The following is a 15,544-nucleotide window of genomic DNA, read 5'->3' as shown; positions in this document are numbered from 1 at the left end:
CTCTTCCCGTAACCAAGACTTCAGAATTTAGAGAACAAGAGAGAACAGGGACCATATGTCCAGCGAATCCTCCTTCGGCCTCATGCAGATCGGCCTCGCCACCGCGGAAGACATCCGCGGATGGTCTTACGGTGAGGTCAAGAAGCCGGAAACCATCAACTACCGCACGCTCAAGCCCGAGAAGGACGGCCTCTTCTGCGAGAAGATCTTCGGCCCGTCCCGCGACTGGGAATGCTACTGCGGCAAGTACAAGCGCGTCCGCTTCAAGGGCATCATCTGCGAGCGTTGTGGCGTTGAAGTCACCCGCGCCAAGGTGCGCCGTGAGCGCATGGGCCACATTGAGTTGGCCGCGCCTGTAACCCACATCTGGTACTTCAAGGGCGTTCCTTCGCGCTTGGGCTACCTTTTGGACCTGGCGCCGAAGGACCTTGAGAAGGTCATTTACTTCGCTGCCTACATGATCACCAGCGTTGACACGGAAAGCCGTCACGCCGAACTGCCGAACCTCCAGGTTGAGCACGACCTCGAGAAGAAGCAGATGGTTGACAACCGCGACAGCGACATCGCCACGATCGCCCGCGATCTTGAAGACGAGCTTGCCCGTCTTGAAGGCGAAGGCGCCAAGGCTGCCGACAAGAAGAAGGCCCGCGACTCTGCTGACCGCCAGATGGCGAACGTCCGCAAGCGTGCCGACGCCGACATCGAGCGCCTTGAGCAGGTTTGGGACCGCTTCAAGAACCTCAAGGTCGCTGACCTTGAAGGTGACGAAGGCCTTTACCGTGAACTCCGCGACCGCTATGGCTTGTACTTCGAAGGCTCCATGGGTGCCGAAGCGATCAAGAAGCGCCTTGAGACCTTCGACATGCAGGCTGAGGCTGAGTCCCTGCGCGACACCATCCAGAACGGCAAGGGCCAGCGTAAGACGCGTGCCCTGAAGCGCCTGAAGGTTGTCAACGCGTTCCTGACCACCAACAACAGCCCGCTCGGCATGGTTCTTGACGCCGTCCCGGTGATCCCGCCGGAACTGCGCCCGATGGTCCAGTTGGACGGTGGCCGCTTCGCGACCTCCGACCTCAACGACCTCTACCGTCGTGTGATCAACCGCAACAACCGTCTCAAGCGCCTGCTTGACCTCGGTGCTCCGGAGATCATCGTCAACAACGAGAAGCGCATGCTTCAGGAAGCTGTTGACAGCCTCTTCGACAACGGCCGTCGCGGCCGCCCCGTCACGGGTCCGGGCAACCGTCCGCTGAAGTCCCTGAGCGACATGCTCAAGGGCAAGCAGGGTCGTTTCCGTCAGAACCTCCTCGGCAAGCGCGTCGACTACTCCGGCCGTTCGGTCATCGTGGTCGGCCCGCAGCTGAAGCTGCACCAGTGTGGTCTGCCCAAGCAGATGGCTCTGGAGCTCTTCAAGCCGTTCGTGATGAAGCGCCTGGTTGACCTCAACCACGCGCAGAACATCAAGTCGGCAAAGCGTATGGTCGAGCGTTACCGTCCGCAGGTTTGGGACGTGCTGGAAGAGATCATCACCGAACACCCGGTGCTGCTCAACCGTGCACCTACCCTGCACCGTCTCGGCATCCAGGCTTTCGAACCGCAGCTTGTGGAAGGCAAGGCAATCCAGCTTCACCCGCTGGTTTGTGGCGCCTTCAACGCTGACTTCGACGGCGACCAGATGGCAGTCCACCTGCCGCTGAGCCCGGAAGCCCAGGCCGAAGCCCGCATCCTGATGCTGTCCTCGAACAACATCTTGAAGCCGTCCGATGGCCGTCCGGTGACCCTGCCTTCGCAGGATATGATCATCGGCCTGTACCACCTGACCACCAAGCGCGTCGGCTCTGCCGGCGAAGGCCGTATCTTCTCCTCGGTTTCGGAAGCAATCATGGCGTACGACGCCCGTGACCTGCACCTGAACTCCCAGGTCAAGATCCGTCTGGAGGACTTCGTTCCTTACGCTGGCTGGGAAGCTCCGGAAGGTTGGGAGCCAGGTCAGACTGCTCTCGTTGAAACCTCCCTGGGTCAGGTCATCTTCAACCAGACGCTGCCCGAGGATTACCCCTGGGTTGAGGCTGTTGCTGACAAGGGCGAACTGTCCCGGATCGTCAACGACCTCGCAGAGCGCTACCCGAAGGTTGTTACCGCGGCAACGCTGGACAACCTGAAGGATGCCGGTTTCTACTGGGCCACCCGTTCGGGTGTCACGGTTGCCATCTCCGACATCGAGGTACCTACTTCCAAGCCTGCCATCCTGGCTGGTTACGAGAACATGGCTGCCAAGATCCAGGGCCAGTACGACAAGGGCCTGATCGACGACGACGAGCGTCGCCAGGAACTGATCGAAATCTGGAACAAGGCAACCAACGAAATCGCCCAGGCGATGCGCGACAGCCTGTCCCCGATGAACACCATCAACCGCATGGTGTCCTCCGGTGCACGTGGTAACTGGATGCAGGTCCGCCAGATTGCGGGTATCCGTGGTCTTGTGGCCAACCCGAAGGGTGAGATCATTCCTCGCCCCATCAAGTCCTCCTACCGCGAGGGCCTGTCGGTGCTGGAATACTTCATCGCTACGCACGGTGCCCGTAAGGGTCTGGCCGATACCGCTCTTCGTACCGCCAACTCGGGTTACTTGACCCGTCGTCTGGTGGACGTTTCGCAGGACGTTATCGTCCGCGAAGAGGACTGTGGTACCGAGCGCGGTCTGGTCACCCCGATCGCCGTTCCGGATTCCAACGGTGAGCTCGTCCTGGACGAGAACGTCGAGAACAGCGCCTACGCACGTACGCTGGCTGTCGACGTCGTCGATGCCCAGGGCAACGTCCTGGCTGCCGGCGGCACCGACTGCGGCGACGTCGTTATCGACCAGCTGCTGGCTGCAGGCATCACCGAGGTCAAGGTACGCTCCGTACTCACTTGTGAGTCCAAGGTGGGCACCTGTGCACTCTGCTACGGCCGTTCGCTGGCCACTGGCAAGACCGTGGACATCGGGGAGGCCGTGGGCATCATTGCCGCACAGTCCATCGGTGAACCCGGTACCCAGCTGACCATGCGTACGTTCCACACCGGTGGTGCTGTTTCCGCCGGTGGTGGCGACGACATCACCCAGGGTCTGCCCCGTATCCAGGAGCTCTTCGAAGCCCGTACTCCGAAGGGTGTGGCACCGATTGCTGAAGCAGCCGGCCGCATCACCATCGAAGAGTCCGAGCGCCAGATGCGACTGGTCATCACTCCGGACGATGGTTCCGAAGAGATTGCCTACCCGGTGCTGCGCCGTTCACGTCTCCTCATCGAGGATGGCGAGCACGTCAGCGTCGGCCAGAAGCTGATCCACGGTCCTGTGGACCCGAAGCAGGTTCTGCGCATCATGGGTCCGCGTGCTGCACAGAAGTTCCTTGTGGACGAAGTTCAGGGCGTTTACCGCAGCCAGGGTATTGGTATCCACGACAAGCACGTCGAGGTTATTGTCCGCCAGATGCTGCGCCGCGTGACCGTCATCGAGTCCGGCGACTCCGACCTGCTCCCCGGTGAGCTTGCAGAGCGCGCCCGCTTCGAGGACGAGAACCGCCGCGTCGTATCCGAGGGCAAGTCCCCGGCTTCGGGTCGTCCGGAACTCATGGGTATCACCAAGGCTTCCTTGGCTACCGAGTCCTGGCTGTCGGCAGCTTCCTTCCAGGAAACCACCCGCGTTCTGACGCAGGCGGCCATGGAAGGCAAGAGCGATCCGCTGCTCGGCCTCAAGGAAAACGTCATCATCGGTAAGCTCATCCCGGCTGGTACGGGTCTGCCCCGCTACACAGAGGTCACTGTGGAGCCGACGGAGGAAGCAAAGGCAAGCCTGTTCACGGGCCCCAGCGCTTTCACCGACTTCTCCTATGACGCCCTGGGTGGCGACGGAGCTCCCGAGTTCCACGCCATCCCGCTGGATGACTACGATCTCGGTAACGACTTCCGCTAAACGGAATCGTCAGCTTCACGAGTGAAAGGTGAAGGCCTCCTGTCCGCAAGGGCATGGGGCCTTCACCCGTTTGGACGCCATACACCCGATTAAGGCCCTAGATCAAGCCGTGCTAGACTTTTGGTAATTGTTCTGTGTGGCAGTGGATGAAGGCCGCCGCAGCATCATTTTGGTTTTGTTCTCATGGTGCTGGGTGGAGCCTGTTTCCGGGTTGCGGGCAACATGCGCAACGAATGCCGCACTTTTGCACGCCTACCGGAGTTTCGGCCGGCTGCACGAGCAACGCCAAAGTTCCCACGTTTACTCAGGCTGGCGCCTGTGTGTGGGGGCAGAGATCAAACAACGGAGAACACGAAAGTGCCTACGATTAACCAGCTGGTCCGCAAGGGCCGCACGCCGAAGGTCTCCAAGACCAAGGCTCCCGCGCTGAAGGGCAGCCCGATGCGCCGCGGTGTTTGCACCCGCGTTTACACCACCACCCCCAAGAAGCCGAACTCGGCTCTCCGTAAGGTGGCACGTGTGCGCCTCAACGGTGGCGTGGAAGTTACCGCCTACATCCCCGGTGTTGGCCACAACCTCCAGGAGCACTCCATCGTGCTCGTTCGTGGTGGTCGTGTTAAGGACCTTCCGGGTGTCCGCTACAAGATCGTCCGCGGCGCACTTGACACCCAGGGTGTAAAGAACCGCAAGCAGGCTCGCAGCCGTTACGGCGCAAAGATGGAGAAGAAGTAATATGCCTCGCAAGGGTCCGGCCCCGAAGCGGCCGCTAGTTTCCGATCCCGTTTACGGCTCCCCGTTGGTCACGCAGTTGATCAACAAGGTTCTTGTTGACGGCAAGAAGTCCACCGCAGAGCGCATCGTTTACGGCGCACTCGAAGGTGCACGTGCCAAGTCCGGCGGCGACCCCGTTGCCGCTCTCAAGAAGGCCATGGACAACGTCAAGCCTTCACTCGAGGTGCGTTCACGCCGTGTTGGTGGCGCTACCTACCAGGTTCCGGTTGAGGTCAAGCCGGGTCGCTCCACCGCCCTCGCTCTGCGTTGGCTCGTGGGCTACTCCAAGGCCCGCCGGGAGAAGACCATGACCGAGCGCCTCCAGAACGAAATCCTGGATGCCTCCAATGGTCTTGGTGCCGCTGTGAAGCGTCGCGAAGACACCCACAAGATGGCCGAGTCCAACAAGGCCTTCGCACACTACCGCTGGTAAAAACTTTCCGGACGCCGCCGGCTCACTGAGCCGGCGGCGAACGTGTAGTCCATCCGAAAGGGAGACCCCGTGGCACAGGACGTGCTTACCGACCTTAATAAGGTCCGCAACATCGGCATCATGGCCCACATCGATGCCGGCAAGACCACCACTACCGAGCGCATCCTGTTCTACACGGGTGTGAACCACAAGATCGGCGAGACGCACGACGGCGCTTCGACGACTGACTGGATGGAACAGGAAAAGGAACGCGGCATCACCATCACGTCTGCCGCCGTGACTTGCTTCTGGGACAAGAACCAGATCAACATCATCGACACCCCGGGCCACGTTGACTTCACGGTTGAGGTTGAGCGCTCCTTGCGCGTCCTCGACGGTGCAGTTGCTGTCTTCGACGGCAAGGAAGGCGTGGAGCCGCAGTCCGAGACTGTTTGGCGCCAGGCTGACAAGTACAACGTTCCGCGTATCTGCTTCGTCAACAAGATGGACAAGCTGGGTGCTGACTTCTACTTCACCGTAGACACCATCATCTCCCGCCTTGGTGCCAAGCCGTTGGTTATGCAGCTGCCCATCGGCGCTGAGAACGACTTCATCGGTGTTGTTGACCTCCTCGAAATGCGCGCCCTGGTTTGGCCTGGCGACGCAAAGGGTGACGTCACCATGGGCGCTTCCTACGAAGTGCAGGAAATCCCGGCGGACCTCCAGGCCAAGGCCGAAGAGTACCGTGCACAGCTCGTTGAGACTGTGGCCGAGGCTTCCGAAGAGCTCATGGAGAAGTACCTCGAAGGTGAAGAACTCACCCTCGAAGAGCTCAAAGCCGGCATCCGCAAGATGACCATCAACTCTGAGCTCTACCCGGTCTTCTGTGGTTCTGCCTTCAAGAACCGCGGTGTCCAGCCGATGCTTGACGCTGTTGTTGACTTCCTGCCGAACCCGCTCGACGTCCCGCCGATGATCGGTCACGATCCCCGCGACGAAGAGAAGGAACTCACCCGCAAGCCGTCTGCTGACGAGCCGTTCTCGGCCCTCGCCTTCAAGATTGCTGCGCACCCGTTCTTCGGTCAGCTGACCTTCGTCCGCGTGTACTCCGGTCACGTTGAGGCAGGCGCCCAGGTGGTCAACTCCACCAAGGGCAAGAAGGAACGCATCGGCAAGCTGTTCCAGATGCACGCCAACAAGGAGATGCCTGTTGAGGGCGCTACCGCCGGCCACATCTACGCAGCCATCGGTCTGAAGGACACCACCACGGGTGACACCCTGTGTGATGCCAACAACCAGATTGTTCTCGAGTCCATGAGCTTCCCGGAGCCCGTGATCTCTGTTGCGATCGAGCCCAACACCAAGGGTGACCAGGAGAAGCTCTCCACGGCCATCCAGAAGCTCTCCGCTGAGGATCCGACCTTCCAGGTCTCCCTCAACGAAGATACGGGCCAGACCATCATCGCCGGCATGGGCGAGCTCCACCTGGACATCCTGGTGGACCGCATGCGCCGCGAATTCAAGGTCGAGGCAAACGTTGGCAAGCCGCAGGTTGCTTACCGCGAAACCATCAAGCGCGCCGTCGAGCGCCTTGACTACACGCACAAGAAGCAGACCGGTGGTTCGGGTCAGTTCGCAAAGATCCAGATTGCGATCGAGCCCATGGACACCGCTTCCGGCGAGCTGTACGAGTTCGTGAACAAGGTCACTGGTGGCCGTGTTCCGCGCGAATACATCCCGTCCGTTGACGCTGGTATCCAGGATGCACTGAACGACGGCGTCCTGGCCGGTTACCCGGTTGTCGGCATCAAGGCCACGCTGATTGATGGCGCGTCCCACGATGTTGACTCCTCGGAAATGGCGTTCAAGATCGCCGGACGTATGGCTTTCAAGGAAGCTGCACGCAAGGCGAACCCTGTTCTGCTTGAACCGCTGATGGATGTTGAGGTCCGCACACCTGAGGAATACATGGGTGATGTTATCGGTGACCTGAACGCCCGTCGTGGCCAGATGCAGTCCATGGAAGACGCAGCAGGTGTGAAGGTTATCCGTGCACACGTTCCGCTGTCCGGCATGTTCGGCTACATCGGTGACCTCCGGTCCAAGACCCAGGGTCGCGCTGTGTACTCCATGACGTTCAACAGCTACGCGGAGGTCCCCAAGGCAGTAGCCGACGAGATCATCCAGAAAACCCGCGGCGAGTAATCTCCCGGTAACGGATGCAATTCCGGTATCGGGAAGGCATCTGAGCGTTTGAGGCGGGGCTGCGGCGAGAGCTGTGGCCCGGCCCCTGCGCAAACAGGCTCGAGGAACTACCATTGGTTCCTGAATCTGCAATTTCACCAAAACCAAGCCCCCAAGTAGACTTGCTAAAGTTTCTGCCGCGAAAAGCGCGGCCGAGGAGCACTTCACTTGAAATCGTTCTAGGAGGAACCTGTGGCAAAGGCAAAGTTCGAGCGGACTAAGCCGCACGTCAACATCGGCACCATTGGTCACGTTGACCACGGTAAGACGACGCTGACTGCCGCCATTTCCAAGGTGCTGTACGACCAGTACCCGGATCTCAACGAGCAGCGCGACTTCGCGTCGATTGACTCTGCTCCGGAAGAGCGCCAGCGCGGTATTACCATCAACATCTCCCACGTGGAGTACCAGACCGAGAAGCGCCACTACGCACACGTAGACGCCCCGGGTCACGCTGACTACATCAAGAACATGATCACCGGTGCTGCCCAGATGGACGGCGCAATCCTCGTGGTTGCTGCAACCGATGGTCCGATGGCTCAGACCCGTGAGCACGTTCTGCTCGCCCGCCAGGTTGGTGTTCCCTACCTGCTGGTCGCACTGAACAAGTCCGACATGGTTGATGACGAAGAACTCCTCGACCTCGTCGAAATGGAAGTTCGTGAGCTCCTGAGCTCGCAGGGCTTCGATGGCGATGAGGCTCCGGTTGTTCGCGTTTCCGGCCTCAAGGCTCTGGAAGGCGACCCGGTTTGGGTCAAGTCCGTCCAGGACCTGATGGCAGCTGTCGACGAGTCCGTTCCGGACCCCGTACGTGACCGCGACAAGCCGTTCCTGATGCCGATCGAAGACGTCTTCACGATCACCGGTCGTGGCACCGTTGTTACGGGCCGCGCCGAGCGTGGAACCCTCGCCATCAACTCCGAGGTTGAGATCGTTGGCATCCGCCCGATCCAGAAGACCACGGTTACTGGTATCGAGATGTTCCACAAGCAGCTCGACGAAGCATGGGCCGGCGAGAACTGTGGTCTCCTGCTCCGCGGTCTGAAGCGCGACGATGTCGAGCGTGGCCAGGTTGTCGTCAAGCCGGGTTCCATCACCCCGCACACCGACTTCGAGGCTAACGTCTACATCCTTTCCAAGGACGAAGGCGGACGTCACAACCCGTTCTACTCCAACTACCGCCCGCAGTTCTACTTCCGTACCACGGACGTAACCGGCGTTATCACCCTGCCGGAAGGCACGGAAATGGTTATGCCTGGCGACAACACTGAGATGACCGTTGCGCTCATCCAGCCGATCGCTATGGAAGAGGGCCTCGGCTTCGCTATCCGCGAAGGCGGCCGCACCGTTGGTTCGGGACGTGTTACCAACATCATCAAGTAGTCTCTACTTGTAGATCGGTGACACTCCGGCCCAGCCGGTAGTTAGCTAAAAAGAACCCCACCGCTACGGCGGTGGGGTTCTTTTTGCTACAGTTACTCTATCGAATGGATAAAGGCCGCGCAGTCACTGCGTCCGGCGCAACCAAGGAGCTTCCATGACTGCATTACTCATACTGCTGCTCCTCGTCATCGTCGGCGGGGTTGGCTTTGCAGTCGGGTTGGCGAGGGGGCGGCGCGGGACTGCCCAGGACACTTCTGCGGTGCAGGACGAGGCTGCCTCCTACCAAGCGGGTTTTCTCGCCGGCCATTTAGCAGGCTGGCGGGACGCCGAAGCAAAGGGGCGGAGCAGAGACGACTCCCCGGCCCGGACGAGTCCGCCGGCAACTGCGAACCCATCGTTGACTCCGTCTGCCTCGTACAACCCTGCACCGCCCCAAGCGCCTGTACCGCCCCAAGCGCCGGCGCACCACCCTCCTTCTCAGGGCCAGCCCGCACAACAGGCGGCGGCCGCCCACACCCCTGCGCAGCTGCAGGCACCGCCTTTCCAGCCGCCCTCGCCGCAATGGCCCGCCCCGCAACAGCCCGCTCCACAGACGGCAGCCCGGCAGCCCTTCCCGCAGCAGCCAGTCCGGCAGCAGCAACCTGCTGTCCTGGCCACTCAGCCGCCGGTAGTTCGAGAGACTCCTGAGGCAGCAGCTGCCCGCAAGGAAAAGCGCGATCAGCAGAACATCAACGTCACGCTCTACGTTGCCAGCCTCCTGTTGGTTGCTGCCGGTGCGCTGTTCGTGGGCACGAGCCTTCCGGCCTTGTTCCGTTTTGTGGGCATCTGGTTCATCACTGCACTGTTCTACGTTGCAGGCATGGTCATCCACTCCCGCGTGCCCCGCCTCCGACCGGCTGCCATTGCGTTCGTTGGAACAGGGTTGGCTCTCGTTCCGGTCACAGGGCTGGCCATGTACAACTTTGTGCTCCACAACGGCCCCGCTGCGTGGCTGGTCACATCGTTGCTGGGCACAGCGGTTTACGCGTACACCGCTGTGCGGTTGGATAACAAGGTCTTGGCCTTCCTGTCCCTCAGTTTCATCGTCTCAACGGCGTGGTCCGGAGTTTCCGTTCTCGGCGGCGCCCTGGTCTGGTATTTCACGGCTCTCATCGGAGTGGCGGTTCTCCTGACGCTTATCTCCTTGCTGCAGCCCAGATGGCTTCCTCCGCTTTATATCCGTCCCCTCATGTTGCTGCACCCCGCTTTGGTACCCGTCGTGGCCGTTGCCGTAACCTTTACGCCGCACCTTTTGTCCAAGGGGGAGTACGCCTTGGTCATGCTGATGTGCGGCATCTATTTCGCTGTGATGTTCTTTGTGCCGCAGGCCCGGTACAGGGTGCAGCATCTCTATGCTGCCCGGGCCGCGCTGACGCTGGCTTTGCTAGGGGTGGTGTGGGATGTCACCGCGAATGTGAGCACGGTGTTGTTGGCTGCAGTAATCTGCCTTGGAGTCCAGTCCCTGGGAGTTGCCTTCGGTGGCAGGAAGCTCCTGCCTCGTTTCTGGTGGAATGACGCCGTGTCCTGTCTGGCGTTGCAACTGATCATCTCGGCCATCCTCAACGTGGTACTTGAGTTCAGGCCGTTCGATCTGCCCAATTATGTTCCCCTCGCCTTGACCATGCTGACTGCCATGGTGATTGGATGGAAACTGGGCCGCGGAACGGAGTTTGCGCCTGCGGCTGTGCTGGGAGTGGCTGGTGCACTGGGTGGACTATTGGGTGCATGGCCCGTCTCGGTATTCCTGGCGACAGCGGCGCTCTACTGGTTCCTGCGGGCGTTGCTCACTCCAACGGCTTCCCGCCAGTATTTGATCCTGGCTGGCCGCGTTGCCCTCACCCTGGCTGTGCCCATGGGAGTGGCTGGTGCGTTGACAGGGAATCCGGACAGGACCTCCTACGCTTTGACAGGGCTCGTGGCCGCAGCGGCTGCGCAGCAACTGGCTAGCGCAGGGTTGGCACGTGGGGGAGTCCGGCTCTTCGCCCCGCAGGCTACAGTGGCGGGCTTCGGTGCCGCCGCAGTGGCAGGCCTCCTTGTCTTGCCGATATTTGACGAGACCGCCGGGCGCGCGATTGTTGCCGCAGCAGTACTCCTTGTCTTGACGGCAAGCCTGGCCGCTGGCCTTCTGATGTTTCCACCCGCTCGCCCGGGAACAGGTGCCGGGAATGTGTGGCGCCTAACGGTGGCCGAGGTCATCGCGCCCGCCACTGCGGTCATCGCGGGCGGCGTGGCGGCAGCTTTCGTGTCCTGGGCGTTGGGAAATGGTGCCATTCTGGCATTGCTTGCCTACCTGGTGGTCACGGCCCTGAGAATCTCCCCGTCTTTCCACAGGCAGTGCTACTGGTGGATGGCCCGGGCGGCCGGCACGGTGTTGGTGGCATCCGCCTACGGCGACGCGACGCGGGGTGACTGGAGCATTCGCCTCGCAGGTGAAATCCCCGCTGTTGGACTTGTGGTGGTCGTGGCTGCCGCGTTCCAAGTGGTCCTTCCCCTCCTTGCCGGCAGTCGACGCCGTTACCCCAGGGCTTCCGTAGTGGATGCCGGCATTGTTCTTACTGTCATGGCTGCTGCCAGCACATCCCTGACTGTCGCAACGGCGTTGTCCGGGTGGAGCGTTCGGGACAGCTGGCAGCCCGGAGTTGCAGCTGTAACAACTGCCCTTGCCGCTGTCTTGGCCAGTGCGATTCTGCGACGCCACCCCGTTGCCTGGATCTTTGCTCCAGCCGCGTTTGTTCTCCTCCTGGCACTTCGCGTGGGGAATATCCGGGACGTCGAAATCTTGCTTGGCATCTTTGCTGCCTACAGCGGCTTCATGGTGGGCGCTGCTCGCCACCGATTGATCCGCGGTTGCTACCTGTTGGCAGTCAGGGTGCTGACCGGAGCGTTCGTAGCGGTGATCGTGGGCGATGTAACGGACTCCCCGGCGGCGGTATCCATCAGCGTGGCGCTGGTGCTCGCGTTGCAGCACGTGCTGACGTTGGTCCTGCGCAGGCGGGACGTCGACGTCGCCTTCCAGCAGGCCACAGTCCACGCAACTTTGGGTGCCCAGCTCTTGCTGCCCTTCGCCTACTTGATCGCGCGGGATTACGACGGCGGAGGCCGCTGGGTGGTGTTGCTTGAGTTGGTTCTGGTCACGGTTTCCGCAGCTGTTGCCTGGCGCATCCTTGGGGCGCGCGCATCCCGGTACTTCGGTACCGCGGGGATAGGGGCGGGCGTCATTGCCGCCGGGCCGGCACTCGTGTTCCCTGGATCCACATGGCTGTCTCAACCGCTGCTGGACAAGTCCCAAGTCCCTGTTGTCCTGCTCGCCCTGGCAGTCGCCATGATTGCTGCCCGGGCAGCGTTCCGGCCGGCGCAGGTGGCCGAGGGGTCGGGTGCCGACGCCACGGAGCGGTGGTTCTGGTTCATCTCAGCCATGGCGTTTACCCTTATGGGCGGCGGGTTGACCTTGGGTACTTCACACTCCCTGACCGGACTGTCCGTGGTGGTCCTGGCTGGTGTCTTGTTCGCCGCCTCGCACTTTGAACGGCTTCCAGCTCTCTACGCGGCAGCTGCTCCGGCGGTACTGGTAGGAGCGGTCCCCGCCGTCGACGGTTTGCTGGAGGGGCTGCCCGCCGGCGTATGGAGCAACTACGCCACCTGGCTCATCGGGGGAGTCGGGACCGCGGTGCTGCTCTATTCCCTGAAGATGTTTGGCGGACCGGCCATTAGGGAGAGCGACTGGAGAAGGAACTCCCTCGCCGCCACTGCGGTCTTGGCCGTTGCAACAGCTGCAGCCGTGGGGTTGGGGCGCGACCAAACATCCATGCTGGGATTTGTCCTGGTGCTGGCTACCGGGGTGCTGGTGGTGGTTGAGGTACCGCGCGGCAAATGGCTGGCAGCTGAGCTTGCTGGAATTGTCTCAGTTGCAGCTCTTCAACGGGCGGTGCTGTTCGTGGACGGGGCCGGTCCGGATTTGTTCTGGACCGCTCAGTGGTACGTGGGGGCCGGGGCTGTTATAGCAGGGCTGCGCTACGGAAGCGGGCAACGCACGGAGGGCCTCCTTCGCCTGTGTCTTGCAGGCGGATTGCTGTCCCTCATGTCCCTGGGGACCATCTTCAGCGGAACGTCTTCGCAACAGTTCTACGTCCTCGTGGCCCATGTTCTGCTTCTGGTCGCGGGCCTGCTCCTTGCTGAACGGGTATTGGTGTGGTGGGGTGCCGTTGCCGTGGCGCTGAGCATTATGTGGGCCCTGCGTTCTTATGCCTTTGCCATGCTTGCCCTCGTTGCCTTGGGGCTGATCGTGCTGGCGGTGTGGCGTTTGAACCGGAAGCCGCCCAGCAACACCGGCGGGCCCGGCCAGGGTGGAGATCCGAGCGATGTCCCTCCGGTGCGGACCCGTGACGGAATCCGATAATGTTGCAGTCTACGAAGAGGAGCGCACCATGGAATTCCTGATTTTCCTCGCAGTCATTGCCGTTGTCGGAGGCGGCGTGCTGTGGGGTCGAAAGAACTTCAAGGGCGAGATCGAACGCGCCAAGCGGATTCGTCGCGCCAACAAGAGCAAGTAAGGCGCCAGACCAAGTCCGCTCGATTTAACTCATGCGGGTTATGTTCTGCGGGCTACAAATGATGGTGGCGTGCCCGGACTAGAGACCGATACCAGTAGAACGATTCCTTGGGCGTCCGTTCCAGGGTCTCGAAGTCCACGTGGATCAGCCCGAATCGCTGGGAGTAGCCTGCCGCCCACTCAAAGTTGTCCAGCAAGGTCCAGACGTAATACCCGCGAAGATCGACGCCCTCGGCGATGCCACCGGGCCCGGTGGCTGTCAGGGCGTGGCCAAGGTGTTCAGCTAGATAGGTGATGCGGTTGGTGTCCTGGACAGATCCGTCAACATGGGCAGGCTCGGGGAAGCTGGCGCCGCCTTCCGTGATGTAGACGGGAGGAAGTGCCTTCCCATACCGGTCCTTCATGTCGCGCAGCAGCAACGCCAGGTATTCCGGTGCAACCGGCCAGCCGAACCCCGTGGTCTCATACTCCTGGTAAGCGGCCAGGTGGAAGGGAACCTTGGTCATCTCAAGAGACCTTCCAGTGGGGATCTCTGCCGGACCGGGGCCGGCCGCCACCTTCGCTGGGTAGTAATAGTTGAGCCCATAAAAATCCAACGGTTGGCTGATGAGTTCCAGATCGCCGTCGTGAATGGTGCCCAGCGAGCGGAACCACGGCTTCATGGGCAGGGGCGGCTTGGGGTACTGGCCGAGCAGTATCGCATCTGCATAGATGCGGTTGAGGATCAGGTCCAACGCCTGCGTCATCAAACGGTCGCCAAGACTGTTGCTGGCGGACTCGACGGGGCAGTGCATGTTGGAAATCCCGATTTGCCCCTTAACGCCGGCGTTCCGAAGGACCTGGACGGCCATTCCGTGTCCCAGCAGTTGATGATGTGCCGCTGGCAGCGAGTCGAAGAGCAGTTGCCGGCCGGGGGCGTGAACCCCCAGCGCGTACCCCTGCACGGTAACTGACACAGGCTCATTCATGGTGACCCAGTGCTCCACCCGGTCACCGAAGCGCACGGCGGCGGCTTCGCAGTAGACTGCGAAGCGTTCGGCAGTGTCCCGGTTCATCCACCCCCCGGCATGCTCCAACTCCAGCGGGGTATCCCAGTGGTACAGCGTGGCCATGGGGGAAATGCCTGCGGCCAGGAGCTTGTCGATCAGACGATCATAGAAATCGAGCCCGCGCTGGTTGATTGCGCCCTTGCCGCCAGGTTGGATGCGTGGCCACGAGAGCGAAAAGCGATAGGAATCGACGCCCAGCTCCTGCATCAGGGCGATGTCTTCATCAGATCGGTTGTAGTGATCGCACGCCACGGCGGGGGAGCCGCCGTCGACTATTGCTCCAGGCTTTTCGGAAAACGCGTCCCATCCCGACGGCCCACGTCCATCAGCGGTCAACGAGCCCTCAATCTGGAAGGCGGCAGCCGCAACACCCAACGTGAACCCTGGGCGCAGGCGGGCGGCGAGATCTTCCACAGAGCCTGCATCCTGGGCGTTCATGCCCCCATCATCCTCACCGGATGAGGGGCGGGCAATGCCTCCTCGAGGCCGATTGGCCTTTACACCATATTTCCGCCATACTGGATGAGTTGTTCAAGCGCTTCTTCGTGTCCCGATCCGGATAATGCCGGATGTCAGGGTCCAGGCTGAAGCCCAAACATAACCCTGAACCCCATGATTGCGGTCGAGTTTGCGTGGAAATCGCGACACGCCCGACCGCGGGGGTCGGTGCGCCGACAAGGTGAGGAACCCGGATTCTTCCGGATTCAGCTTGTGCGGCGTGTGGTGGTAGATCCTCAAACGCTTCGGCGGCCACATCAACAGGTAAGTAAACAGAGCAGCCCTAACTAGAGCAGCACTAGCTGAAAGAGAGTCAGGCGACATGGCGGGACAAAAAATCCGCATCCGGCTGAAGTCATATGACCACGAGGTCATTGATGTTTCAGCGCGGAAGATCGTTGAGACGGTCACGCGCGCAGGCGCAACGGTAGTCGGCCCGGTGCCCCTGCCGACGGAGAAGAACGTTTACTGCGTTATTCGCTCTCCTCACAAGTACAAGGACAGCCGTGAGCACTTCGAAATGCGTACTCACAAGCGTCTGATCGACATCATCGACCCCACGCCGAAGGCAGTTGACTCGCTTATGCGTCTCGACCTGCCCGCTGACGTGAACATCGAAATCAAGCTCTAGGGAGGTGCTGAGA

9 protein-coding genes are annotated in these 15,544 nt (G+C 61.3%); 8 read left to right on the top strand and 1 reads right to left on the bottom strand.

Going from position 1 to position 15,544, the window contains the following annotated elements:
- Positions 1-55 precede the first annotated feature (55 nt).
- From CQ020_RS00540 to CQ020_RS24395, 7 genes are all read left to right on the top strand, one after another.
- Positions 56-3,955, top strand: a complete 3,900-nt coding sequence (locus tag CQ020_RS00540) for a DNA-directed RNA polymerase subunit beta' (RefSeq protein WP_105690093.1) — start codon at positions 56-58, stop codon at positions 3,953-3,955.
- 357 nt (positions 3,956-4,312) lie between these two features.
- Entirely contained in the window at positions 4,313-4,687 is a 375-nt protein-coding gene (gene rpsL / locus CQ020_RS00535) for a 30S ribosomal protein S12 (RefSeq protein WP_009358312.1), read from the top strand.
- Position 4,688: 1 nt separating this feature from the next.
- Positions 4,689-5,159 (top strand): 30S ribosomal protein S7, encoded by a 471-nt coding sequence (rpsG, locus tag CQ020_RS00530; protein WP_003803829.1) that lies wholly within the window; start codon positions 4,689-4,691, stop codon positions 5,157-5,159.
- A 69-nt stretch (positions 5,160-5,228) separates the two neighbouring features.
- On the top strand, positions 5,229-7,343 hold the full coding sequence (fusA, locus tag CQ020_RS00525) for an elongation factor G (protein WP_024817594.1): 2,115 nt from the start codon (positions 5,229-5,231) through the stop codon (positions 7,341-7,343).
- A 231-nt stretch (positions 7,344-7,574) separates the two neighbouring features.
- Positions 7,575-8,765: an elongation factor Tu gene (gene tuf, locus CQ020_RS00520; protein WP_024817593.1), complete on the top strand. Its 1,191-nt coding sequence runs from the start codon at positions 7,575-7,577 to the stop codon at positions 8,763-8,765.
- A gap of 154 nt (positions 8,766-8,919) precedes the next feature.
- The gene (locus CQ020_RS00515; protein WP_105690092.1) at positions 8,920-13,200 is read left to right on the top strand and encodes a hypothetical protein; all 4,281 of its coding nucleotides are present in this window, start codon (positions 8,920-8,922) and stop codon (positions 13,198-13,200) included.
- Between the two features lie 28 nt (positions 13,201-13,228).
- Positions 13,229-13,354, top strand: coding sequence for a hypothetical protein (locus tag CQ020_RS24395; protein WP_257613911.1), 126 nt, complete (start codon positions 13,229-13,231; stop codon positions 13,352-13,354).
- A 52-nt stretch (positions 13,355-13,406) separates the two neighbouring features.
- Here the strand turns inward: CQ020_RS24395 and CQ020_RS00510 are convergent, their stop codons facing one another.
- A complete protein-coding gene (locus CQ020_RS00510; protein WP_105690091.1) occupies positions 13,407-14,840 on the bottom strand; it encodes a GH1 family beta-glucosidase in 1,434 nt (477 codons plus the stop codon).
- Between the two features lie 382 nt (positions 14,841-15,222).
- On the opposite strand from CQ020_RS00510, the gene rpsJ reads away from it, so the two are divergent.
- Entirely contained in the window at positions 15,223-15,531 is a 309-nt protein-coding gene (rpsJ, locus tag CQ020_RS00505) for a 30S ribosomal protein S10 (protein ID WP_003803825.1), read from the top strand.
- The last annotated feature ends 13 nt before the right edge of the window (positions 15,532-15,544 follow it).

The organism is Arthrobacter sp. MYb23 (genome assembly GCF_002979775.1).
Lineage (GTDB): Bacteria > Actinomycetota > Actinomycetes > Actinomycetales > Micrococcaceae > Arthrobacter.
The sequence above is the reverse complement of the archived record's forward strand: the minus strand, read 5'-3'. Positions and strand labels throughout refer to the sequence as shown.